This window comes from Pseudomonas sp. S3_B11 (assembly GCF_054667715.1).
Genome location: NZ_CP162749.1, coordinates 6,351,157 through 6,371,434 on the forward strand (window position 1 = coordinate 6,351,157; position 20,278 = coordinate 6,371,434).

The 20,278-nt window shown below is 62.9% G+C and carries 24 protein-coding genes; 6 read left to right on the forward strand and 18 right to left on the reverse strand.

Annotated elements, in window-relative coordinates:
* The first annotated feature begins 88 nt into the window (after window positions 1–88).
* Window positions 89–592 (forward strand): type III effector, encoded by a 504-nt coding sequence (locus AB4O22_RS28415; RefSeq protein WP_223472110.1) that lies wholly within the window; start codon window positions 89–91, stop codon window positions 590–592.
* Between the two features lie 155 nt (window positions 593–747).
* On the opposite strand, the gene AB4O22_RS28420 is transcribed toward AB4O22_RS28415, so the two are convergent.
* From AB4O22_RS28420 to AB4O22_RS28485, 14 genes are all read right to left on the reverse strand, one after another.
* On the reverse strand, window positions 748–1,197 hold the full coding sequence (locus tag AB4O22_RS28420; protein WP_367860757.1) for a type III secretion system chaperone: 450 nt from the start codon (window positions 1,195–1,197) through the stop codon (window positions 748–750).
* Window positions 1,198–1,242: 45 nt separating this feature from the next.
* A complete protein-coding gene (locus AB4O22_RS28425) occupies window positions 1,243–1,620 on the reverse strand; it encodes a hypothetical protein (protein WP_003206593.1) in 378 nt (125 codons plus the stop codon).
* A gap of 6 nt (window positions 1,621–1,626) precedes the next feature.
* Window positions 1,627–1,836 (reverse strand): HrpT family type III secretion system protein, encoded by a 210-nt coding sequence (gene hrpT / locus AB4O22_RS28430; protein WP_003206591.1) that lies wholly within the window; start codon window positions 1,834–1,836, stop codon window positions 1,627–1,629.
* The gene (gene sctC, locus AB4O22_RS28435) at window positions 1,833–3,983 is read right to left on the reverse strand and encodes a type III secretion system outer membrane ring subunit SctC (protein ID WP_223472112.1); all 2,151 of its coding nucleotides are present in this window, start codon (window positions 3,981–3,983) and stop codon (window positions 1,833–1,835) included. Before sctC ends, hrpT begins: the two co-directional genes overlap by 4 nt.
* Window positions 3,976–4,413: a type III secretion system chaperone gene (locus tag AB4O22_RS28440; protein ID WP_223472113.1), complete on the reverse strand. Its 438-nt coding sequence runs from the start codon at window positions 4,411–4,413 to the stop codon at window positions 3,976–3,978. The genes sctC and AB4O22_RS28440 overlap by 8 nt, the downstream gene beginning before the upstream one ends.
* Complete coding sequence (locus tag AB4O22_RS28445) at window positions 4,400–4,624, reverse strand: type III secretion protein (RefSeq protein WP_003206585.1); 225 nt, start codon at window positions 4,622–4,624, stop codon at window positions 4,400–4,402. The genes AB4O22_RS28440 and AB4O22_RS28445 overlap by 14 nt, the downstream gene beginning before the upstream one ends.
* A 565-nt stretch (window positions 4,625–5,189) precedes the next feature.
* Entirely contained in the window at window positions 5,190–5,783 is a 594-nt protein-coding gene (gene sctL / locus AB4O22_RS28450; protein ID WP_003206583.1) for a type III secretion system stator protein SctL, read from the reverse strand.
* Window positions 5,761–6,351: a hypothetical protein gene (locus AB4O22_RS28455; protein WP_460097663.1), complete on the reverse strand. Its 591-nt coding sequence runs from the start codon at window positions 6,349–6,351 to the stop codon at window positions 5,761–5,763. The genes sctL and AB4O22_RS28455 overlap by 23 nt, the downstream gene beginning before the upstream one ends.
* On the reverse strand, window positions 6,348–7,235 hold the full coding sequence (sctJ, locus tag AB4O22_RS28460; RefSeq protein WP_013694482.1) for a type III secretion system inner membrane ring lipoprotein SctJ: 888 nt from the start codon (window positions 7,233–7,235) through the stop codon (window positions 6,348–6,350). Before sctJ ends, AB4O22_RS28455 begins: the two co-directional genes overlap by 4 nt.
* 14 nt (window positions 7,236–7,249) lie before the next feature.
* Window positions 7,250–7,624, reverse strand: a complete 375-nt coding sequence (gene sctI, locus AB4O22_RS28465) for a type III secretion system inner rod subunit SctI (RefSeq protein ID WP_003206577.1) — start codon at window positions 7,622–7,624, stop codon at window positions 7,250–7,252.
* Window positions 7,625–7,683: 59 nt separating this feature from the next.
* Complete coding sequence (locus AB4O22_RS28470; protein WP_223472115.1) at window positions 7,684–8,613, reverse strand: type III secretion protein; 930 nt, start codon at window positions 8,611–8,613, stop codon at window positions 7,684–7,686.
* A 60-nt stretch (window positions 8,614–8,673) separates the two neighbouring features.
* Window positions 8,674–8,883 (reverse strand): type III secretion system major pilin HrpA, encoded by a 210-nt coding sequence (locus AB4O22_RS28475; protein WP_003206573.1) that lies wholly within the window; start codon window positions 8,881–8,883, stop codon window positions 8,674–8,676.
* A gap of 93 nt (window positions 8,884–8,976) precedes the next feature.
* Window positions 8,977–9,900, reverse strand: coding sequence for a sigma 54-interacting transcriptional regulator (locus AB4O22_RS28480; protein ID WP_223472116.1), 924 nt, complete (start codon window positions 9,898–9,900; stop codon window positions 8,977–8,979).
* A 404-nt stretch (window positions 9,901–10,304) separates the two neighbouring features.
* The gene (locus AB4O22_RS28485) at window positions 10,305–10,880 is read right to left on the reverse strand and encodes a DUF6436 domain-containing protein (RefSeq protein WP_223472117.1); all 576 of its coding nucleotides are present in this window, start codon (window positions 10,878–10,880) and stop codon (window positions 10,305–10,307) included.
* Window positions 10,881–10,988: 108 nt separating this feature from the next.
* Between AB4O22_RS28485 and bipL the strand changes: the two genes are divergently transcribed.
* The gene (bipL, locus tag AB4O22_RS28490; protein ID WP_460097665.1) at window positions 10,989–11,936 is read left to right on the forward strand and encodes a phospholipase BipL; all 948 of its coding nucleotides are present in this window, start codon (window positions 10,989–10,991) and stop codon (window positions 11,934–11,936) included.
* A gap of 96 nt (window positions 11,937–12,032) precedes the next feature.
* Here the strand turns inward: bipL and AB4O22_RS28495 are convergent, their stop codons facing one another.
* Complete coding sequence (locus tag AB4O22_RS28495; protein WP_223472119.1) at window positions 12,033–12,776, reverse strand: hypothetical protein; 744 nt, start codon at window positions 12,774–12,776, stop codon at window positions 12,033–12,035.
* Window positions 12,777–12,916: 140 nt separating this feature from the next.
* Here AB4O22_RS28495 and AB4O22_RS28500 point away from each other — a divergent pair, with 140 nt between their 5' ends.
* Together AB4O22_RS28500 and AB4O22_RS28505 are read left to right on the forward strand one after the other, a co-directional pair.
* Window positions 12,917–13,549, forward strand: coding sequence for a 2OG-Fe(II) oxygenase (locus AB4O22_RS28500; RefSeq protein ID WP_460097667.1), 633 nt, complete (start codon window positions 12,917–12,919; stop codon window positions 13,547–13,549).
* Window position 13,550: 1 nt separating this feature from the next.
* On the forward strand, window positions 13,551–14,042 hold the full coding sequence (locus AB4O22_RS28505; RefSeq protein WP_223472121.1) for a 2-thiouracil desulfurase family protein: 492 nt from the start codon (window positions 13,551–13,553) through the stop codon (window positions 14,040–14,042).
* Window positions 14,043–14,184: 142 nt separating this feature from the next.
* Here AB4O22_RS28505 and AB4O22_RS28510 read toward each other — a convergent pair whose 3' ends face one another.
* Window positions 14,185–15,558, reverse strand: a complete 1,374-nt coding sequence (locus tag AB4O22_RS28510) for a GTPase/DUF3482 domain-containing protein (protein WP_460097668.1) — start codon at window positions 15,556–15,558, stop codon at window positions 14,185–14,187.
* Window positions 15,551–16,918, reverse strand: a complete 1,368-nt coding sequence (locus AB4O22_RS28515) for a DUF2868 domain-containing protein (RefSeq protein ID WP_460097669.1) — start codon at window positions 16,916–16,918, stop codon at window positions 15,551–15,553. The genes AB4O22_RS28510 and AB4O22_RS28515 overlap by 8 nt, the downstream gene beginning before the upstream one ends.
* A gap of 86 nt (window positions 16,919–17,004) precedes the next feature.
* Here AB4O22_RS28515 and AB4O22_RS28520 point away from each other — a divergent pair, with 86 nt between their 5' ends.
* Window positions 17,005–17,517, forward strand: coding sequence for a dihydrofolate reductase (locus AB4O22_RS28520; protein ID WP_460097670.1), 513 nt, complete (start codon window positions 17,005–17,007; stop codon window positions 17,515–17,517).
* A gap of 58 nt (window positions 17,518–17,575) precedes the next feature.
* On the opposite strand, the gene AB4O22_RS28525 is transcribed toward AB4O22_RS28520, so the two are convergent.
* Window positions 17,576–18,967, reverse strand: a complete 1,392-nt coding sequence (locus AB4O22_RS28525) for an L-cystine transporter (protein ID WP_003206553.1) — start codon at window positions 18,965–18,967, stop codon at window positions 17,576–17,578.
* 243 nt (window positions 18,968–19,210) lie between these two features.
* Between AB4O22_RS28525 and AB4O22_RS28530 the strand changes: the two genes are divergently transcribed.
* Window positions 19,211–20,266: an HAD family hydrolase gene (locus tag AB4O22_RS28530; protein ID WP_223472125.1), complete on the forward strand. Its 1,056-nt coding sequence runs from the start codon at window positions 19,211–19,213 to the stop codon at window positions 20,264–20,266.
* Window positions 20,267–20,278 lie beyond the last annotated feature (12 nt).

Sequence of the window (20,278 nt, forward strand, 5' to 3'; positions counted from 1 at the left end):
CCACTCAGGGAATGAGCCAGGCTCGTCCGGAGGATACCGGCCTGCCGACAGTGCCCACCACACAGACATCGACTCGTGGAGGATTCCCATGCCCGAACCCAGACCCCTGACGAGCCCCTTAGGGGGCACAGGTGCCCTGCGGGGTACCGACAGCTTATCGCCATCGCGCTCACCCTCGCTGAGCCAACGACCCCGTGAGGCGCAGCAGCGCCAAGGCACCCAGAGCCTGCATGATCGGGGACGTTCTTCCTCGACACCACCGGCGGTGCATCAGCGCGGCCGCACCCGAACGCGAGACACCAACCACACGGCGGCACCGAATGACACGCAACCGCTGGATGACGCGCAAACGCCCAGCCGCACACCGGACTCTTTCATGAGCGAGATGGAAACCCGTCAGAAGCAGTTGATGGAAAAGCAGTTCCAGCTGCAAATGGGCATGGAGGAACGCCAGAGCGCCATGTTGCTCGTTAAAAGCTCCGCCGACATGGCCAAGCTGATGAGCGATACGGTGACGGAGGTCACCAAGGGCTTCATGGACAGCGCAAGGAAAGTCATGCAGGAGGGTGGCGAGGCGATGAAGCTTCGATAAAGCGATGAGCCTGCATAACCCTGTGTAGGAGCTGTCGAGTGCAACGAGGCTGCGATCTTTTCAAAGACACTTGAATCTCAAGCGAAAGATCAAAAGATCGCAGGCTTCGCCAGCTCCTACAGAGTCCCGCGGTAGTAATTCCAGGCCACGAGTGCCTATCCCAATCGGGTGCGGCTCATGTTGAGCGACGCCGGACGCGGACCGCCCGGCGTTGCAGGCACCGCCAAGCGCGCCCGAACGTCGCCGACCTGGGCGATGAAGCCGACGATCCAATGGCAGAACCGCGCCTCGTCAAGCATCGCCAGCGGACAGTGGGCACACAGGCGAACGCTGCCCTTATCGTCCAGGGCCAGCCAGCTGCCGCCGAGCAGATCCAAGCGAAAGTTGAGTTCCAGCAAGCGCTTGTGCAAACCGGGCGCGTGGGCAGGTACATCGATCGAGCTATGGAGGATGGCGACATCGCCGTGATCGGGCAGCTCGATGACCACGGCTTCGCGGTTGCTCGCGTCATACAGCGCGCACACGCCACCTTCCAACTGCAAGTCCGCATGCAAATGTTCCGCGAGGGCCGAGATCAAGCGCTGGGCAAGCGGTGCGACGGTCATGGAAAACCTCCCTGAATAAAGCCTGTATGAATCACTGTGTTTTCCTCAATACGTGGCTGAGTAGTCGTCGAGGTCTTCCAGGCCCAGCAGTGACAATTGCCGGGATTGGATTTCATCGAGCAGTTCAATGGATATCGACGAGTCCGGCAGCGCCTGCCAGACCACGAGTGCTCGCTGCGGATCAAGAAATACGAACAACTGCGCGTAGTCGGTCGGGTGGGCGAAACGCCGTTCGAGGGCATGCTGGATCTGGTTTGCACGCAGCGCCTGGCTTTGTATTTGTAAGGCGAGCCCCACGCTGTGAGGCTCGCGTCGCAGACAGAACTCAATGCCTGGGGCTATTTCCCAATACGTTGCGATGCCGGCGATGATGTTCTTCTGGAAGGCCTGGCGAGTGCTTACGCTGTGTACCGAAAAAGACATAGCGTTTCAGTTCTCCAATGGGACGACCGAATGGTCCAGTGGGTGTTCGGGGGAGCCAAGGCCGCCGCGCATACCGGGTGACCACCAGATCACCAGCCGACCGTTGTCCGGTTCGGCGCGGCTGCAGGCATCGCCCTGGCAACCCGAGCGGTTCGCGCAGCCGGCGAACACCGGCAGGCTCAGCAATAAAACGAGCAGCAGTGGCGTGCGACTCATGGCAGGGTCCTCGCGCTGGTTTGCAGAAGAGAAGGGCGCTCGCCGCCTGGCGTGCGCGTGGGTTGTTTCATGACCACGAACACTTCCGTTTCCTCGCCGGGCTCAAGCCACACCTTCGGCCAGGCGGAGGTGGCCAGGGTCCAGCGACTGCCGCAGCTTGCCTCGTCGAAACGCAAGCGCCGCTGATCGTCGTTGCGTATCACGCCCACGGCGATGCCGTAATCGGGGCCGGCGAACCATTGGGCCCGGGCGGCGTCCAGCGATAGCCCGGGTTGCAACGCGCACAATGTGTCGGGCGAATAGGGAATCGATGGGGCTTGCTTGAACGTGGCCGGAATGTTGCCGTCGGCGAGTTGGGCGAGCACGTCGCTGACCTCGATACGACCGACGGGGCGGGTGCCGTTGCGACGCTCTTCCAGGCGGGCCATGGCGCTGTCGACCTGTTCGCGGTCAAGGGCGGAGATGTAGCGGGCCGGGTCGACCTGGTCACCGATCAGGCGCGGCGTCAGGATGAACACCCGCTCGCGGCGACTGGTTTCGCGGGTGGTCGAGGAAAACAGCAGCGGCCCGATCAGCGGGATGCGACCCAGCCATGGCACCCGTTCGAGGTTGTCGCCGGTCTCTTCGGTATGAAAACCGCCTACCACCAATGACCGGCTTTCCCCCATGACAGCCTGAGTGCTGACTACGCCCCGGCGCACGCTGGGCGTCTGCTGGCCGACCTCCGAGGGTTCGATACGGCCGTCCTCGATGTCCAGGGACATCTGGATCTGGTTGCGGCCCCCGGTCTCGATGGCATGGGGCACGACCTGCAAGCTGGTGCCTGCCGTGATGGGTTCGACAGTGGCTACACGCTCGCCGATGGCCGAGATGTACTCGGTCCGGCTGAAGTCGATGACCGCCGGCTGGTTCTCCAGGGTCAGTACCGACGGGTTCGCCACCACCGAGGCCAGGCCACGGCCCTCCAGGGCCCGCAGTTGCGCGGAAAAATCGCCGTAGTCCTGAATGAACACCGTCGAGCTGGCGCCAGGTCGAATCATCGAGGCGCCGCCGATCAGGTCGCCGCTCTCGACGTTCCAGTTCGAGGCCAGCTCGGCCAGTTGGGTGCGGTCGATGTCGAGGATGATCGCATCGATCTCCACCAGCTTGCGCGGCACGTCCACATCGCGAATCAGCGGCGTGTAGATTTCCCGTCGCTTGGGCGCGTCGTAGATGAGCACCGCGTTGTTGCGCACGTCGGCTTCGACGCGGATCTTGCCCCGACCGCCGCCACCGCTGTTCGCGCCGGACGGTACGCGGCTGGTGTTTGGACGACCCATGCCGTTCATTGCCAACTGTTCGATATTGCCCATGGTCATGGACTGCTGGTTCTGCATGTTCTGGAACGACGCCTGGGGCGAGGCTGTCTGCATGCCCCCCGACACGGCGCTGCGACTTTCCAGCAAACCTTTCAGGATGCTGGCGACCCCGGGAATGACCAGCGTTTCTCCGCGGTACTTGACGTTGCGGTCGGCGGCGGTGGCATAGCGCAGCGGGAAGCTGATCACTTCCTGCTTCTCTTCGGGTGTCTTGCGCACTTCGGCAAACTGCGCCACCAGGCGCACGTAGCGCTCCGGGCCAGAGACCAGGACCACGCCTTCGTCGGGCAATTCACCCCAGCCGAAACGCGGGTCCAGCAGGCCGATGTCGGTCAAGGCCTGCTTCATGTCCGGCACGGCATCGGCGGATACTTCCAGGCGCGTGGAGTCCTGGTTCTGCAAGGGGCTGACGTACAAGGTGTTGCCGTACATAAACCACTGGAAGCGATTTTCCAGGCCGAGCCTGTCGAGGAACGCCTGGGGACTTTCGGCGCGCATCCGGCCGTCGACGGTGCCCTTCACGGCGCCATCGATCACCAGTTGCACCGCGAAGGTATTGGCGAAGTCGCCGAGTACCTTGGCCAGCGGCGTGTTTTGGGCGTCATAGGCGTAAGGCGTATTCTTCCAGTCGGTCGGGACTGCCGCCTGTGCCGGCAGGCTCGCACCCAGGGCACCGGTCAGCGCCAGTGCGATCAGCGAAGGTCCCGTCCAGCGGTGTGCGATCAACTGGCGAAGGTGTACTTTGCCTGCGGTCATCAAGCGGTACGGTGCAAGCCACCTGTTAGGCATGACGGATTCCTGTTCCGAGCAAGTGAGAGTGCGAGAGGCGTCGCGCCACTGGCGCGGCAACGGCTCGTTGGTCTTTATTGAGAATCGATTGCCAGGTGTCACGCTGGTTGAGCAGTGCTTCGAGCACCTCGATCAAGTCGTCGATGTGCCTGTCCGGCGGCAGTTGCGCCAGTAGCCACAACCGGCCGTCTTGTGGCGAACGGGCCAGCGCGCCGGGAAATCGCGAGAGGCTTGGGTGCGCCAGCCGAAGCAGGTCTTCCAGAGCCACCTCGCGTGTCGCCGGGACGCTCAGCTCGACCGATACCAGCAGGCCCTCTTCGAGCTTGCTGAACGTTGCGTCGCCATCGTCGATGACAACGGTGAAGTGCTCCGGGCCATCGACGATGGCGCTCCAGCGGGTGAGCTGTGTGCGCAGCTCATGGCATTGCATCGATGATCGCCTTGGCGAGGTTGTGATGGGCCGTGGTCTGTTGAGTGGCGGCGTTCACTGCGACGGACATGCCGTTCATGCTGGTCACGAATGAGTGCATGTCGTCGAGTGACTGACTTTCTGCTGCGTTCATCGCAGCGTTGTTGACGTTGTCGGTCGCGCGTTGGAAGTAGGTATCGAGGCGGCGCTGGACGGCATCGGCGGAAGACATGGGCGGTTCCTCTGGGCTGGGCATGTTCACGGTGTGAGTGGTGGGTATGCCGTTGGCGGTTCCGCGCGGATGAGGAAAAAACTGACGGGGTGATGGTGGCCTTAGTATCCGGACAGGATTTCTTTGACCGGGTACATATCCGTTGCTGCGGTAACGGCTGCTTAGGGTTCCGCCCTTACGGCGGGTCACTTTTTTCAGACGCCAAAAAAGTAACCAAAAAGGCTTTGCCCCACCACTCGGTGCCTCGCCTAGGCTCGGCATGCCCGAACGAAGGCATTGCTCCGTGGGCCCGCCGCGAAGGGCCATCCATGGCCCGCGGCTACCTCGGCATCCATGCCGAGGTGCCCACTACGCAATGCCTGCGTTCGGCCATCGTGGTTAACGGGGCGCCGAGATCAACGTCCGCCGCGAGGCGGCCTAGTAGCCGACCTGGCTCTCCCGGTCGTACTTCGATCCATTTGTGGGAGCGAGCAAGCTCGCTCCCATAGTTTTTCCGGGGTGTTCACAGGCATCGCAGTCACCCCAAATCCCCTGTGGGAGCGAGCTTGCTCGCGATGGCGGAGGGTCAGCTTGCGGTGATGTTTTGTGGTTCGGGCAGGCGCAGGGCCTCGACGGCGGTGGGCCAGTCGAGCTGGTATGTACCGCCTGGTGTTTCCAGCTTCAGTTGATGTCGTTCCATGTCGGCATCGGCCACTGGCGTCCAGGGGCGTCGGCTGTCGGTGCCCAGGCTCCGGGTCAGGCTTGCCAGGTCTTCAGGATGACAGCGAAGGGTGGCGCTGATCGGGTCGTCCTGACGCGACGCCAGTTGGCGGACGAGCGCATCGATGCGTGCCTGCTGCGGGACCTCGTTCAACAGCGTCCCCAGGGCCTCGTTGACCAAATGTGCAGCACTGCTCTCGATCCGCTCCCACATGGCTTGACGCTGGGTGTCCCATGCGGCGAGCAAGGTTTCGGCCTTTTCCCAGAATTGCGCTTGAGCCTCGAGCACGGTCGCGTCCGCCTCTGCGTTGGCGCGTTCAAGCAATTGCCCCGCCTGCGCCTGGGCCTGTTCGAGGACGACCTGTGCGCGGGCACAATCAACCAGGGTTTCGCGCGCGATGTAGGGCTGCGACAGGCCCTGGCCATCGGGGCGCAGTTCAAGCGAACGCCGAGCGAGCATCGTGTCTCTCCGTTTGGATAGGGGCCGAGGGTGCCAGGCTTTGCTCAGCTTTCCAGCAGGCGGACTGCCAAAGCGTGTTCAGCTTGGCGGCTGGCGGTTGAGGGGCTGGCGCCGATTCGATGGCGATGATTCTGTCGCGTGGGAACGCCAGGCGCGCGCGTTCCCAGGCCCGTTCGTCCAGCCATGCGCGCAGCAGGGCGAGTGGATCCTGGTCTTGTTCGAGCCAGTGCCCCGGGCGCAGGGCTTTGGCGGTGCGCTCGCACCAGGCCCGGTCCTGCACCGAAAGTGCCTGTGTTGCCGTTAACGGTGCGCAAGTGCTCGCCACCAATTCGCAGGCAAGGGCCAAGGTCCGGGGCGTGCCGCAGAACAGCGATTGCAGCGCCGGGCTGGGTGGTGGTGGCGTGCATGGCGTCATACCGAAGCTGTGGGCAAGCGCGGCATGTTGCCCTCGGGCGAGGACGTCGATCTGTGGCGCGGTCAGCAGGCCAAGCGCCGGCGAATACCAGCCCCGGTCTGCTTCGCGCCACGCGAGGTTCCACCAGCGAACCCATGCAATTTCCGCCGTCATGCGGCGGTCCCGTTACTGTCGGGTTTGGTCCCCGGGTTTTTCACGGCGAACAGCCCAGGTGTCGCGCTGCTTTGGGGGGCGGCGGGCGTCCTGGCTGGTTTGCTGAACTTGCGATCGAGAAGTCGTGGCAGCACTAACACGCCTTGGCGCCATAGCCGGTAGAGGCCATACAAGACGCCCATCAGGATGGCAAGCAAGGTGATGCTTGCCGTCACGGTCACCGCCCGCCAATAGCCGATGTCGTCGGCCTGCATGAGGAACGGGCCGAAATACGCCATCTTGCGCCGCTCCTGATACGGTGCGGCGGGAACGAAGACCACCGATAATTTGGTCGGGTTCTGGGTAGCATCGGCCATGCCGGGGATCCCGCTGGCGACCAGGTTGCGCACGCGTGGGGTAATGCTGTCGGGGTCCAGGGCATTGGTGTGCTTGATAAACACCGAGGCCGATGCGGGTTGGACCGGCTCACCCGGGGCCACCCGCTCCGGCAGGACCACATGGACCCGGGCGAGCACCACGCCATCGATCTGTGAAAGCGTCGACTCGAGTTCCTGGGACAGCGCATAGATGTAGCGGGCACGCTCTTCCATCGGCGTGGAAATGACCCCTTCCTTGCGGAAGATCTCCCCCAGGCTGGAGCGTGAGCGACGCGGCAGGCCGGCGGCTTCAAGTACCTGGACGGCGCTGTTCATGTCGGCAGGCTCGACCAGTACGGTCAGCCCGTCTTTATCGACCTGCTTGCTCGCTTCCACGTTCTTGTTCGCCAATTCGGCGATCACTTCGTTGGCATCCTGCTCGGAAAGATGGCTGTGCAGCGCCGTCCGTTCATCGCAACCGGTGAGCAGCAGACACAGCAACAGTGTTGAGAATGCGCGCATGGACATGACCGGCTTTCCCTTTACTGAAGATTGGTGAGCTTCTCGATTGCCTGGGAGCCCTTGCTGACGATTTTCGCGGTCATCAGGCTTTCCAGGTGAAAGGATGACAACGAGCGGTTCGACTGCAGCATGTCTTTCGGGTCGGCGGTGCGGATGGCCTTGAGCATGTCCCGGTTGGCGCGATCATCCAGTCGCTGCAATTCGCCGGAGCGGCTCGACAACGAATCGATGATTCTTGCGGCGACATTGTTTTCACTGTCCGGGGCGGGGGCTTTGTCGCGCATTTGCGCGTTGAACCAACTGACATCGCTGGTCTCGGCGCTCGCGTGTGGCTTGGCGCTGGTTTTGGCAGCGGTGGAGGCGAGGTTGCTGGGGTCGATGGCTTGTACGTCCATGGCGTTTCTCCTGTTTCAAAGGCTTGCTTCAAAGTGTCAGTTTCAAAGGGCGGGTGCCTTCAGGCGCACATCAGCCTCAAGACGTTGCGAGCGCTACCGGTGACGCTCAGGTGAAACTCGATTTCCTCCCGGTTGCGCCGGGCACGCTGGCGCAGCGGGGGCTGCTGGCCGGCCAGGCGGGCAAGGGCGAAGTCCAGCTCTTCCAGGGCAAGCTGGAACAACCGGGTTTCGCGAGCATCCAGCGCTGTGCCGCGGGCAATGCGTTCGGTCCATGTCCAGCGTTCTGCGTCGGGGGGCGTCGGTGGGGGATAGCGCGCCGGGTGCTGGTCCATGAACGCGGCGATCTCGAACAACAGGTCCTGGTCGTCTGGTTCATACCGCGCCTGGCCGTCACCTTCCTCGATGTCCAGCAGCGTCAGCAGTTTCCTGCGGCCCAGGACTGCGATGATCTTGAGCAGCAGCGACAGGCTCGCGTCATGACGACTGCGCCGCGTGGCGTGATCGCCCTCCATCTCCCAGGCGCCGAACAGCGCGCCACAGAAGGGGTTGTTGGCATTGCCGAAATCACTTTGGCTGTCGACATCGTTGTCACCGATGGGCTGTCGGCGATGGGCGAACATCTGCGCCAGATCGTTGAACAGGTCTTCATTGGAATAGGCATCATCGATGTCGACGTCGAGATTGGAACCGGTGCCACCGTTGATCTCCTCCAGGATGTCTTCCAGGACCAGTCGCAAAGGGTCGTCGGTCTCTGCGGCCAATCTGTCCTGGGGGCTGGGCCAGCCGAACCGCGACTGTCCGCCCGTCGAACCGTGTTCGGCGCCCCACTGGACGAGCGACTCCCTCAATCGGTCGCCGGTCCCGTGCAGTGCCAGATGCTCGGCGACCACGTTCGCCAGGCCCGGCGGGGTCGGGGCGGGGCGCCGCGTGGACTCGTCATGGGGCAGGTCTCTCTGGGCACGAAGGCTGTCTGGCAAGTCGATGTGCATAGGGGCCTCCTCGCATCGCGCTTGAAGTTACCCCGCCGGAGCGGGGCTGAAGCGAGAGGGTCAGAATCGTATGTTTTTCGAGGCCTCCCCCATGGCGGTGATGGCTTTGGTTGCGGTGTCCATCGACCCTGCCGCGATTGCGTTCATGGTGTCGGCGACCAGTTTTTTCTGGTCGAATTGGGATTTCATGGTTGTCATCGCAGCCGAGGTCGCATCCATCTGCTGCATGGCAGCCGTGGAAGCGGCGAGAGAAGCTCCACCAAAACTCATAGTCGTATCTCCGGGTTGTGGAATGGCAAGACGATCGTGAACGTCTCGATGGTTAAGTGGCGACCGTTGTGTAAACGGTTCCACCGATCCCACTCAACTCGTCGATATTTGCAGGCACTTCATCCGGTAATACAGCGTGCGCCGGGCGATACCCAGTTCGGCGATGACCTTGTCGATGCAATGATGGTGGCGGCGCATGCAGTCCTCTATGAGGATTTTTTCGAACTGCTGCAGGTGCTCTTTCAACTTGAGCGTCGAGCTGTTGTGTTCCAGTTGCTCGGCGCGGGGCAGTGCCGGCAAGCCGAGCACGTATCGTTTGGCGGCGGATTGCAGCTCGCGGATGTTGCCAGGCCAGGCGTAGCCGAGCAGTTGGCGCAACAGCGCTGGCGACGGTGCGACGTAGGGCCGGTCAAGTACCTGGGCCTCCCGGCGCACCAGCGACTGGAACAGCGGCACGATGCGCTCCTTGCGGCTGCGCAGTGGAGGCAGCTTGAGGCTGATGATGTTCAGGCGAAAATAAAGGTCCCTGCGAAACTCACCACGTTCGACCATTTCCCCCAGAGGGCATTGGGCGGAGGCGATCACTCGCATGTTCACCGGGATGCTCTGGGTCGAGCCCAGGCGCTGGACCGTCCTGGATTCCAGGACTCGCAGCAGCTTGGCTTGCAGGCCCAACGGCATGCTGTCGATTTCGTCCAGGTACAGCGTGCCGTTATGCGCGGCTTCGACGAACCCCGCGCGATTTTGGTTGGCCCCGGTAAACGCGCCGGTGTTGGCCCCGAAAAGCTGGCTCTCGGCGAGGGTTTCGGGAATGGCGGCGCAGTTGATGGCAACGAACTTGCCGGAGCAGCCGGACATGCGATGGATCTTTTCTGCCAGCGTGTCTTTACCGGTACCCGTCTCGCCGCGCAGCAACACGTCGATCATGAGCGGAGCGACGCTTTGGACGAACGCCTCAAGATTGAGGGCATCTTCTTTATAGGGATTGGAAAGTGCAGCGCATAGCAGCTTTTGCATCACTGACGATTCCATTTCTTGTTTGGTTAGGAGGGTCGACAAGTTGAACGATGAAAAGGCGTGTGAAACTTCCTCTAGTTAGCGCCGCCGCGCGACTGCACTGGTAATGAACATTTTGCTGGTCACGAGGTTTAGAGAAGAGATTAAAAAAAAGTTCATGCTGGCACGGCCGCTGTTAATCGATTCAGCTAAACGGTCAACGGAGCTCAATTGCCCTGCACAACCCGTCTGGCATGGGGCACAGGCCGAAAAGGATCGGTAATGGCGCCGTTTGGAAAAATTGGATCCGACAAACGGTTCAGCCCAAGCCCTTACTTTGAGCAAGAGCTCTAAAAACAAACACTAGGCATAACTTAGTGGCGTCAGCCTAGAGGCGGCTGACAATACGTGTTGTAGTTAATTCGTCAGTTTGAAACCGACCATGGGCAATAACAGCCGACCGCCAACGTGTGAGTCGCACTAACTTCCCTGCCGACACTCAACGCCTCGAGAATCGGCTCGATGAAGCTGTTGCTCGAGTTGCAGGTCAGGCCTTCGCTGTAGGGGCCGAAGTACGCCAGTTTGCCGCTGCGATCCCAGATCGCCACGGCTGGGCTTGCAGGAATCTGGCTTGAACCGGGGAGCGCCGGGAGGCTTTTCAAGTGGCTCAATGTGGCCGGCAGTTGACCTTGGCTGCCGGCTTTTTGTACCGCATAAAACTCGACGCCTTGCGGTACATATTTATCGACCAGCTCGGCAAGGTGTTGCTGGTTGCCGACATTGCACGGGCACGCCGGGTCCCAGAAATGCACCAGGCGTATTGCGCCGGGTCCGGCCAGATCGGCAGGCAGGCGCAGAGGGTCGCCGGAAAACACCGCGGTGTGTTGGCTGAAAGCCCGCAGGAAACGGCCCTGGAACCAGTCGTAGGCCATCCACAATACGACGGCGCATCCGAGGGCGAGCAGGCTGGCGAGCAAGGTCGTGCGGTGGGACGGGCGCATGGAGTCGATCCTCTGAAGCCGCGTAGCTTGCCATGCCTGCCGCGACAGATGAATATCGCAGGCTTACAAAGTCTGTTTCGCGCGATGCGCCTATGCCTGGAAATCTTGATGCCTGCCACTTTCGACCCCGATCTCCTGCGTGCCAGCCTGCAACCGCTGGCCCAGTGGCAAGCCCTGTCCGAGCAAGCCCAGGCCTACCAGCGGTTCTATGGCCTGGACTTTCCCCAGCGCAGCGTGCGCAAGGGGTTGGGGCGTTTCGAGGTGGCTGGGTATGAGCTGGTCAGCCAGGTCTGGTGGCCGGAAAAGGCCGTGGCGACCTTGTTTGTGTTCCACGGTTACTACGATCACATGGGGCTGTATCGCCATTTGATCGAGTGGGCCCTGGAGCAGAAGTTCGCGGTGATCGCCTGCGACCTGCCGGGCCACGGGCTATCCAGTGGCGAGCGCGCCAGCATCGGGGATTTTGCCGAGTACCAGGCCACCTTGCAGGGCCTGTTGGCCGAGGCCGGTACGTTGGACCTGCCGCAACCCTGGCATCTGTGCGGGCAAAGCACCGGCGGGGCGATCGTCGTGGATCACGTGCTCAACCAGGGCGCACAGAGCCCGGCGCAGGGCCGGGTCATCCTGCTGTCGCCCCTGGTGCGGCCGCGTGCCTGGGGCTGGTCGCGCCTGAGTTATTACCTGCTCAAGCCCTTCGTGAGCGGTATTGCCCGACGTTTCAGCGAGAACTCCACCGACCCGGACTTCCTGCCCTTCCTGCAAGCCGACCCGCTGCAACCCCTGCGCCTGCCCACCGCCTGGGTGGGTGCATTGGGGCAATGGATCAAGCGTATCGAAGCCGCCCCGAGCAGCCCGCGCCAGCCATTGATCGTGCAGGGGCAGGCGGACATGACGGTGGATTGGGTGCACAACCTGCAAGTGCTGCGCAGCAAGTTCGATCGGCCGCAGGTGTTGATGTTGCCCGAGGGACGCCATCATTTGGCGAATGAGGCGCTGGCGTTGCGGCAGGAGATGTTTGGTTTTCTGACGAAGCGGATGAGCCGGGTTCGGCGGTGACTGGGTTATTGCTATCGCGAGCAAGCTCGCTCCCACAGGGTATTGAGCTGCTAGATCCAATGTGGGAGCGAGCTTGCTCGCGATGGCGGCGCTGAACTACTGTCCGAGATTCTGCCCCACCGCCAACCCCGCCCGAATCGCCGCCAGGGCTGCTTGATAATAAGCTTGGCCCTCGGTCGATTCGGCGAAAGTGGCGAACTCTTCCAGCTCGGTATCCGTCAGGTCACGGTAGACGTACAGCAGCGTGTTGTTCAGGTCCGCGCCGATCTGTTCCATTAACCGCTGGCGCTGGCCGTTGAGCATGCCCTGGGCCTGGCCACCGCCCAAGAGTCCCGGGATCATCGAACTGAGGCTGTCGGCCGCCACGCCGGCGATCGCCAGGCTGACTTCGGCGCCGGCCTCGCGGGCGGGCAGGGCCTGGGCCAGGTGGCCGATGATCAACAGGCGGTTGTCGCTGGCTGGCATCTTCGGCAGGCCCTTGGCGTTTTTCGCCAATTGATCACGCCGGGTCGCCAGCAACTCGGCCGCGACGACCTTGCGACCCAGGGGTGATTGGAAAAAGCTCAGGGCCGGGCTGGGGTCACGCAGATTCTTGCGCATCTGCGTCTCGGCCCGCTGGTCCATGGCCTGGGGGGCGAAACGTTGATTGCTGTTGTTCACCAGGGCCTGGAACACCGCCGGCGGCAGGCTGCTCTGGTAGCGCTGCTGGGCGGCGCTCAAGGCGTCATTGAAATGCGCCCGCTGTTCCGGCCAGCCGGCGACCTTGTACAACTGGTCGTAGCTGTCTGCCCAGGCGGGCAAAACGCAGAACATCAACAGTGAGAAAAGCAAACGGCGCATAGGGACTCCTGTCAGCAGCCGACTATTCTCCGTGGGGTGTGGGGTCTTGTCGAGAATTCGTATCAAGTTCGTACGGCGGTGCTATTTGGCGCAGCGAACCCGCTGCGTGGCGCTGTCGGTTTTGCAGGCACAGGCATACTATGCGCGCCATGCAAATACCTTCTGATCACCCGCTGCTGTTACGTATCGTCGACGACCTGGCCGAGCACGGCTGGTCGCAGCAGAACCTCTTCCTGCCGGATGCGCTGACCCGCGCCCTGGCGGCCGAATGCCGCCAGCGGGCCGCCGAGGGCGAACTGGCCCCGGCAGCGGTCGGGCGCGGGCCGTTCTCGGAGATCCGCGAAGGGATCCGGGGAGATCACATCCAATGGATCGAACCCGGCCAGGCGCAAGCCTGCGACCATTACCTGGCGCTGATGGACAGCCTGCGCGAGGCGATGAATCGCGGGTTGTTCCTGGGCCTGGAAGACTTCGAAAGTCACTTTGCCCTCTACCCACCCGGCGCGTTCTACCTCAGGCACGTCGACCGCTTCCGCGATGACGACCGGCGCATGGTGTCGGCGGTGCTCTACCTCAATGACGAATGGTTGCCGGAATACGGCGGCCAGTTGCGCATGTACCTGGACGAAAGCCTCGAACAGGACGTGGTGCCCATTGGCGGTTGCCTGGTGGTGTTCCTGTCGGGGGACATTCCCCATGAAGTACTGCCGGCCACGCGCGATCGCCTGTCCTTGACCGGTTGGTTCCGCCGTCGCGGCAACGAGTTGTTCTGAGATGGAAAAGATCCTGGTCAGTCGCTGCCTGCTCGGGCATCGCGTGCGTTACGACGGCAGTGCCAGCGGGCCGTTCAATCAACTTCAGCAGTGGCTCGACGAAGGTCGGATCGTGCCGTTGTGCCCGGAAGTCGCCGGCGGCTTGCCCACGCCTCGGGCGGCGGCGGAGATTCCTGGCGGGCAGGGCGGGCAAGTGCTCGACGGTCAGGCGGCGGTAATCACCACCGACGGCGAGGATGTGAGTGCGCAGTTCCTGTCGGGCGCGTATCAAGCGCTGGAGCGGGTGCGTGAACACGGCATCCGCATCGCCGTGCTCAAGGCCAACAGCCCTTCGTGCGGCAACCTGTTGACCTATGACGGAACGTTCAGGGGTGTGAAGGTCAGCGGCGAAGGCGTGACGGCGGCGTTGCTCAAGCGGCATGGCGTGAAGGTGTTCAGTGAGTTGGAGTTGCCTGAAGCGGCGGCGGCCCTCAAGGCCCTGAGCAACGAGTAACCTTGAGCCGCGCAGTTCTCAGCGGCAAGGAACTCTCTGTGGGAGCAAGGCTTGCCCGCGATACAGACGCCTCGGTCTCTGAAGGACCGCATCGATTTCATCGCGGGCAAGCCTTGCTCCCACATAATCGCTTGCTACTGGGTTATAGCTGCTCAGCCAACTGCTCAATCAGCTCCTGGCGTTCTGCCTGGCTCAATCGCGGTTGAGTATTCAGGGATGACCATTGCGGATGCGCCCGCGCCTTGTTCAAGGCTTCGGGTAGCTTGCCCTCGCGCCAGGTCTTGTCCTGGGGCGTGGCGATGCGGATGCTGTCCATTGCCGCATGGCCGCGCTGGTTGAGGGCTTGCAGCAGTTGGCGTTGGCGCAGAGCCAACAGGCGCAGCACGCTGTCGTCCACCGTCAATTCCCGTTGCCCCTTGAGCTTGCCCATCAGCCGGTTGCCATAGCTGCGGGCCGTTTGCAGGGTGCCGCCGACAATGGCCCCGGCCAGGGCAGCGGCGCCAAGGGTCAGGCCGCCCACCAGCAAATCGACGCCGGCCCCGGTTGCTGCGCCCGCCGCGATCCCGCCACCGACGCGTACGCCCAGTTGCTTGAGGGTCTCGGGGTTGAACAGGTCATCGCCCCAGCGCCCGTCGAGCAGCGGCAGATCGCTGGCGGCGGCGTCCTGGGGACGAAAAGCGTAAAGCTTGAGCAGGGCCTCGACGCAGCGCTGCTCGCGCTGACGCACCGCGTTGCGCAGTTCACTGATGGCCTCGCGTTCCAGTTCGGCGTCGCTGGCGACGCTGCGTCGGCAGGCGGCGCAGTCGATCAGCAGTTCGGCGATCAAGCGCGCCGCGCTCTCCTGGCGGGCCAGGCGTTGGGCCTGTTGATCGGCGACCAGGCGTTCCAGTTGCCCACGGGCGCTTTCCAGCAACAGCGCGAGGCTCTCATACAGACGTCGCTCGCCGTCCTCGGGCGGGGCGACGCTGTCAAAACGTACCAGGGCGTGCAGCCCCAGTCGTGCCAAGGCTTCGCGCCAGTCGAGCTCGCGATGGTGGGCGCTGCTGACGAAATTCAACACCGGCAGCAGCGGCTTGCCACAACTGGCAAGGACTTCCAATTCATCGCGGTACTTGGCCAGCACCGGCTCCCGGGCGTCGATCACATAAAGCCCGGCGTCGCTGGCGAGCAGTTGCCGCAGCACTTTGGCTTCCTGTTCGAAGCGTTGCCGCGCCTCGCTGCCCTCGAGGAAGCGGGCCAGGCGCGCCGGACCGTCGAGGCGTTCGCCAGGTCGCTCAAGGCGCTCGAGGTAATCAAGCAGGGCGATGGCGTCCTCCAGGCCCGGCGTGTCGTACAGCTCCAGCAGCGCTTCGCCGTCCACCGACAGGCGCGCACCTTCGACATGCCGGGTGGTGCTCGGGCGATGGGACACTTCGCCGAAGCCGACGTCGCGGGTCAAGGTACGCAGCAGCGAGGTCTTGCCTACATTGGTGTGGCCGACCACGGCCAGCTTCAGCGGCTTCATGGGCTCAGTCATGGCCGGTCTCCAGCCAGTTCAAGGGCATGCAGTCGGCGAAGGGCAACTGCAACTGTTGCAGTGCGGTGTGCCAGTCGCCCAGGCGCTCGGCGTCCAGCGCTTCGCCGGGCGGCGCCTGCAACAGCCAGACGCGGGTGGCGCTGGCGCTGCGGGCCAGCTCGGCGATCAGCGCCAGGCTGCCGCGGTCCGGTGAACGGCGTGGGTCGCAGGCAATTGCCAGGCGTGCCGGCGGAAAGCGTGACAGTTGTTCGAGGAGTTTGTGGCGCGATTCGCGGCTGTCGAGAATGCCGGCGCTTTTCACGGTTTCGGGCAGCTTGGGCGGCCAGGGCCGATCGTCCAACTCGATTGCCACCAGCAGCGCGCCGTCGCTGTTCATGGCACTGACAGCACTTTCAATGGGATTCAATTGCGCGGGGGCAGCGTCGTTGACGCCCAGTCGCTCGCTGCTGGGCATCAGCCGTTCACGCAATTGGGCGTAGCCCGGCAGGTTCAGGTCCAGGTGTAGGGTGGCGCGGCCGCGACGCCAGCGCCACAGGCACAGCAGTGCCAGGCCCAGGCGCGGCAACAGGCCATAGACCAGCAGCACACCGACCAGCCAGGCAGCCCAGGCCTGGCGCGCGCTCTCGATGTTCAGGGCGGCATCGCCACTGGCGCGGATCATTTCCACCGTCGGCACGCTGAAGCCCAGCAGGGCGGGCAGCGCGCCGAGGGCCTGGGTCATGGCGACGAAGGTCTCGCCGCCGAGGATGGTGGTTTCCCAGACGAAGCCATAGCGCCGGGTCGCCATCAGCAGCAGGACGATGACCAGCGCGCTGAGCATCGCCAGCAGCCACAGGCCATTGACCAACAAACCGAGGGCCCAGCGATTGAGTTTGTGCCGTTGCAGCAACAGCAGCAGGGCCGGCGCCAGTTGGGCGGCCTTGGCGTCGCGGGCGAGTTTTTCGCTGAGCCACAACCACAGGCGTCCCAGCGTGGCACCTTGCTCGCCAGCGAATATCAGGCCCAGGGCCCAACCGCTGAGCAGGATCAGGTTCAGCCCCAACAGACTGCCCAAGGCCCAGAACACATTGACCGGTGCCTGCCCGTTGCCAAGTGCGGCAAAGCCCAGGCCGGCGCCGCTGATGACGGCGAGCAGCGCCAATGCGATCAGCGCCAGGCGCGCCCCTTGCAGCCAATGGCGCAGGGCCTCGGTGAGGCCATCGCGCTCGGCCAGCCAGCGGGCACGGTGGCGGATGCGAGTGGCTAAGTCGCCGCCGGCCGCGCGGGCCAGGCGATTGGCTTCCTGGTCCTCGAGCGGGCCGGCGTGTTCTTCACGCAGGCGTATCGTCTCGGTCAACCAGAGGTTCTGCAGTACTGTCACGAGTGCTTCCGTTGCTCGAATGAGGGTTGAGCATAACCGCTGTGATGCCTGTCGGGGTACGCTGAGCCTCTGGTATCCTCGCGGCCATGAACAAAACTCTCCCCTTAAGCCTGATCGCAGCCCTCGGTGAAAACCGTGTGATCGGCGTCGACAACAGCATGCCCTGGCACCTGCCGGGGGATTTCAAATACTTCAAGGCCACCACCCTGGGCAAGCCGATCATCATGGGGCGCAAGACCTGGGATTCCCTCGGTCGACCGCTACCGGGACGTCTGAACATCGTGGTCAGCCGCCAGTCGGGCCTGGTGCTGGAGGGCGCGCAAGTGTTCTCCACCCTGGAAGCTGCGGTGACGCGGGCCGAGGCGTGGGCACTGGAGCAGGGCGTCGACGAATTGATGCTGATCGGCGGCGCCCAACTGTACGCCCAGGCCCTGGAACAGGCGGATCGACTGTACCTGACCCGCGTGGCGCTGAGCCCGGAAGGGGATGCGTGGTTTCCGGCATTTGATGCGAGCCAGTGGACGCTGGTCTCGAACCAGCCGAATCCGGCCGAAGGGGACAAACCGGCCTATAGCTTTGAGGTGTGGGAGAAGCTGTAAGCCCTGTGTGAGCAATGCCTTGCTCCCACAAGCTTTGCTCCCACAGGTATCAGGGCAATCAAGCGTGCACCAACTCCCCATGCTCCTCGGCATCGAGCAACGCCTTGTCGGTCTGCTGCATCACCTGGCTGGTAATCGCCCCGGCGGTGATCGAGCCGCTGACGTTCAACGCCGTACGGCCCATGTCGATCAGCGGTTCGACGGAAATCAGCAATGCCACCAGCGAGACCGGCAAGCCCATGGCCGGCAGCACGATCAGTGCGGCGAATGTCGCGCCGCCACCGACCCCGGCCACCCCGGCCGAACTCAACGTCACGATCGCCACCAGCGTCGCGATCCACACCGGATCCAACGGGTTGATGCCCACAGTCGGCGCGACCATCACCGCCAGCATGGCCGGATAAAGGCCGGCACAACCGTTCTGGCCGATGGTGGCGCCGAACGAGGCGCTGAAGCTGGCAATCGCCCGTGGAATGCCGAGGCGGCTGGTCTGGGCTTCGATGCTCAACGGGATAGTGGCTGCGCTGGAGCGGCTGGTGAAGGCGAAGGTCAGCACCGGCCAGATCTTGCGGAAAAAGCGCAACGGGTTGATCCCGGCAGCGGACACCAGCAGGCCATGGACCACGAACATCAGGCCCAGCCCCAGGTACGACACCACGACAAAACTGCCGAGCTTGATGATGTCCTGCAGGTTGGAACCGGCCACCACCTTGGTCATCAGCGCCAGCACACCGTACGGCGTCAGCTTCATCACCAGGCGCACCAGGCGCGTCACCCAGCTTTGCAGGGTGTCGATGGCGTTGATCACTTTCTGGCCTTTCTCCACGTCGTCCTTGAGCAACTGCAACGCCGCGACCCCGAGGAACGCGGCGAAGATCACCACGCTGATGATCGAGGTCGGCTTGGCCCGCGCCAGGTCGGCAAAGGGGTTCTGTGGGATGAATGAAAGCAGTAATTGCGGGATGTTCAGGTCGGCGACCTTGCCGGCGTAGTCGCTCTGGATCACTTGCAGGCGCGCCAGTTCCTGGGTGCCGGCCACCAGGCCTTCGGCGGTGAGGCCGAACAGGTTGGTCAGGCCAATGCCGATCAGCGCGGCGATGGCGGTGGTGAACAGCAGCGTGCCGATGGTCAGGAAGCTGATCTTGCCCAGGGACGAGGCGTTATGCAGGCGGGCCACGGCGCTGAGGATCGAGGCAAAGACCAGCGGGATCACGATCATTTGCAGCAACTGCACGTAGCCGTTGCCCACCAGGTCGAACCAACCGATCGAGGCCTTGAGCACCGGGTTGCCGGCGCCATAAATCGTGTGCAGAGCGAGACCGAACACCACGCCCAGCACCAGTGCCAGCAGCACTTTTTTTGCCAGGCTCCAGGTGCGGTGACGGGTTTGTGCCAGGCCGAACAGCAAGGCGAGGAACACCAGAAGATTGAGGATCAAAGGCAGATTCATCAAAAGAGACTCCGATAAGACGTGCCAGTCGCCCGAAGCCGCGACTGTGAGCCGGGAAGCCTAACAGCCTGATAACTAATGAATTAATACTAAAAACGCATGTAGATTGTCGTTTATGGAATAAGGCAGCGACGTTTACGGATATGTCGCTGGCGCAATCAAGACGCAAGCGGTCGCGGGTAGGCGAGGACTGTCACAAGCATTTGTTAGCGTCGAGTTCTTTTGAACCCGGGAGAAATGCCGATGAAACTCGCACCTCGTTTTCTCGCTGTCGCCTTGAGCCTTGGTCTCGCCGGCCAGGCACTCGCCACCGATCTCAAACACTGGCCGGCGGAACAAGCCAAGGCCCTGGAGACGATGATCGCGGCCAACGCCAACAAGGGTAACTACGCGGTGTTCGACATGGACAACACCAGTTACCGCTACGACCTTGAGGAATCGTTGCTGCCGTTCATGGAAAACAAGGGCCTCATCACCCGGGAAACCCTGGACCCGTCCTTGAAGCTGATGCCGTTCAAGGACACCGCCGACCACAAGGAAAGCCTGTTCAGCTACTACTACCGCCTGTGCGAAGTCGATGACATGGTCTGCTACCCATGGGTGGCCCAGGTGTTTTCCGGCTTTACCCTCAAGGAGCTCAAGGGCTATGTCGACGAGTTGATGGCGTCCGGCAAGCCAGTGCCGACCACCTATTACGACGGCGACAAGGTGGTCCAGTACAACGTCAACCCGCCGAAAGTCTTTACCGGCCAGGCCGAGCTGTACAACAAGCTGATGGAAAACGGCATCGAGGTCTATGTCATGACCGCCGCTTCCGAAGAACTGGTGCGCATGGTCGCCTCCGACTCGAAGTACGGCTACAACCTCAAGCCGCAGAACGTGATCGGCGTGACCACCCTGCTCAAGGACCGCAAGACCGGCGAACTGACCACCGCGCGTAAGCAGATCACTGCCGGCAAATATGACGAGAAGGCCAACCTCGATCTGGAGTACACGCCTTACCTGTGGACCCCGGCGACCTGGATGGCCGGCAAGCACGCAGCGATCCTGACGTACATCGACGAATGGAAAAAACCGGTACTGGTGGGCGGCGACACACCCAGCAGCGATGGTTACATGCTGTTCCACGATGTGGACGTAGCCAAGGGCGGCATCCACCTGTGGGTCAACCGCAAGGACAAATACATGACCCAGATTAACGGCATGATGGCCAAGCACGCCGCGGCCCAAGCCAAGGAAGGACTGCCGGTGACCGCGGACAAGAACTGGGTGATCGTCAAGCCCGAAGACATCCAGTAAGACCCACATCCC

Excerpts from the sequence above, each read along its gene's own strand:
- AB4O22_RS28415 (WP_223472110.1), top strand. The coding sequence starts at position 89 with ATGCCCGAACCCAGACCCCTGACGAGCCCCTTAGGGGGCACAGGTGCC.
- sctC (WP_223472112.1), bottom strand. The coding sequence starts at position 3,983 with ATGCCTAACAGGTGGCTTGCACCGTACCGCTTGATGACCGCAGGCAAA.
- AB4O22_RS28440 (WP_223472113.1), bottom strand. The coding sequence starts at position 4,413 with ATGCAATGCCATGAGCTGCGCACACAGCTCACCCGCTGGAGCGCCATC.
- AB4O22_RS28455 (WP_460097663.1), bottom strand. The coding sequence starts at position 6,351 with ATGACGGCGGAAATTGCATGGGTTCGCTGGTGGAACCTCGCGTGGCGC.
- AB4O22_RS28520 (WP_460097670.1), top strand. The coding sequence starts at position 17,005 with ATGAACAAAACTCTCCCCTTAAGCCTGATCGCAGCCCTCGGTGAAAAC.
- AB4O22_RS28530 (WP_223472125.1), top strand. The coding sequence starts at position 19,211 with ATGAAACTCGCACCTCGTTTTCTCGCTGTCGCCTTGAGCCTTGGTCTC.
- sctI (WP_003206577.1), bottom strand. The coding sequence starts at position 7,624 with ATGGACGTACAAGCCATCGACCCCAGCAACCTCGCCTCCACCGCTGCC.
- AB4O22_RS28510 (WP_460097668.1), bottom strand. The coding sequence starts at position 15,558 with ATGACTGAGCCCATGAAGCCGCTGAAGCTGGCCGTGGTCGGCCACACC.
- AB4O22_RS28495 (WP_223472119.1), bottom strand. The coding sequence starts at position 12,776 with ATGCGCCGTTTGCTTTTCTCACTGTTGATGTTCTGCGTTTTGCCCGCC.
- sctL (WP_003206583.1), bottom strand. The coding sequence starts at position 5,783 with ATGCTCGCTCGGCGTTCGCTTGAACTGCGCCCCGATGGCCAGGGCCTG.
- AB4O22_RS28425 (WP_003206593.1), bottom strand. The coding sequence starts at position 1,620 with ATGTCTTTTTCGGTACACAGCGTAAGCACTCGCCAGGCCTTCCAGAAG.
- AB4O22_RS28505 (WP_223472121.1), top strand. The coding sequence starts at position 13,551 with ATGGAAAAGATCCTGGTCAGTCGCTGCCTGCTCGGGCATCGCGTGCGT.
- AB4O22_RS28500 (WP_460097667.1), top strand. The coding sequence starts at position 12,917 with ATGCGCGCCATGCAAATACCTTCTGATCACCCGCTGCTGTTACGTATC.
- sctJ (WP_013694482.1), bottom strand. The coding sequence starts at position 7,235 with ATGTCCATGCGCGCATTCTCAACACTGTTGCTGTGTCTGCTGCTCACC.
- hrpT (WP_003206591.1), bottom strand. The coding sequence starts at position 1,836 with ATGAGTCGCACGCCACTGCTGCTCGTTTTATTGCTGAGCCTGCCGGTG.
- AB4O22_RS28485 (WP_223472117.1), bottom strand. The coding sequence starts at position 10,880 with ATGCGCCCGTCCCACCGCACGACCTTGCTCGCCAGCCTGCTCGCCCTC.
- AB4O22_RS28470 (WP_223472115.1), bottom strand. The coding sequence starts at position 8,613 with ATGCACATCGACTTGCCAGACAGCCTTCGTGCCCAGAGAGACCTGCCC.
- AB4O22_RS28420 (WP_367860757.1), bottom strand. The coding sequence starts at position 1,197 with ATGACCGTCGCACCGCTTGCCCAGCGCTTGATCTCGGCCCTCGCGGAA.
- AB4O22_RS28480 (WP_223472116.1), bottom strand. The coding sequence starts at position 9,900 with ATGCAAAAGCTGCTATGCGCTGCACTTTCCAATCCCTATAAAGAAGAT.
- AB4O22_RS28525 (WP_003206553.1), bottom strand. The coding sequence starts at position 18,967 with ATGAATCTGCCTTTGATCCTCAATCTTCTGGTGTTCCTCGCCTTGCTG.
- bipL (WP_460097665.1), top strand. The coding sequence starts at position 10,989 with ATGCCTGCCACTTTCGACCCCGATCTCCTGCGTGCCAGCCTGCAACCG.
- AB4O22_RS28445 (WP_003206585.1), bottom strand. The coding sequence starts at position 4,624 with ATGTCTTCCGCCGATGCCGTCCAGCGCCGCCTCGATACCTACTTCCAA.
- AB4O22_RS28475 (WP_003206573.1), bottom strand. The coding sequence starts at position 8,883 with ATGAGTTTTGGTGGAGCTTCTCTCGCCGCTTCCACGGCTGCCATGCAG.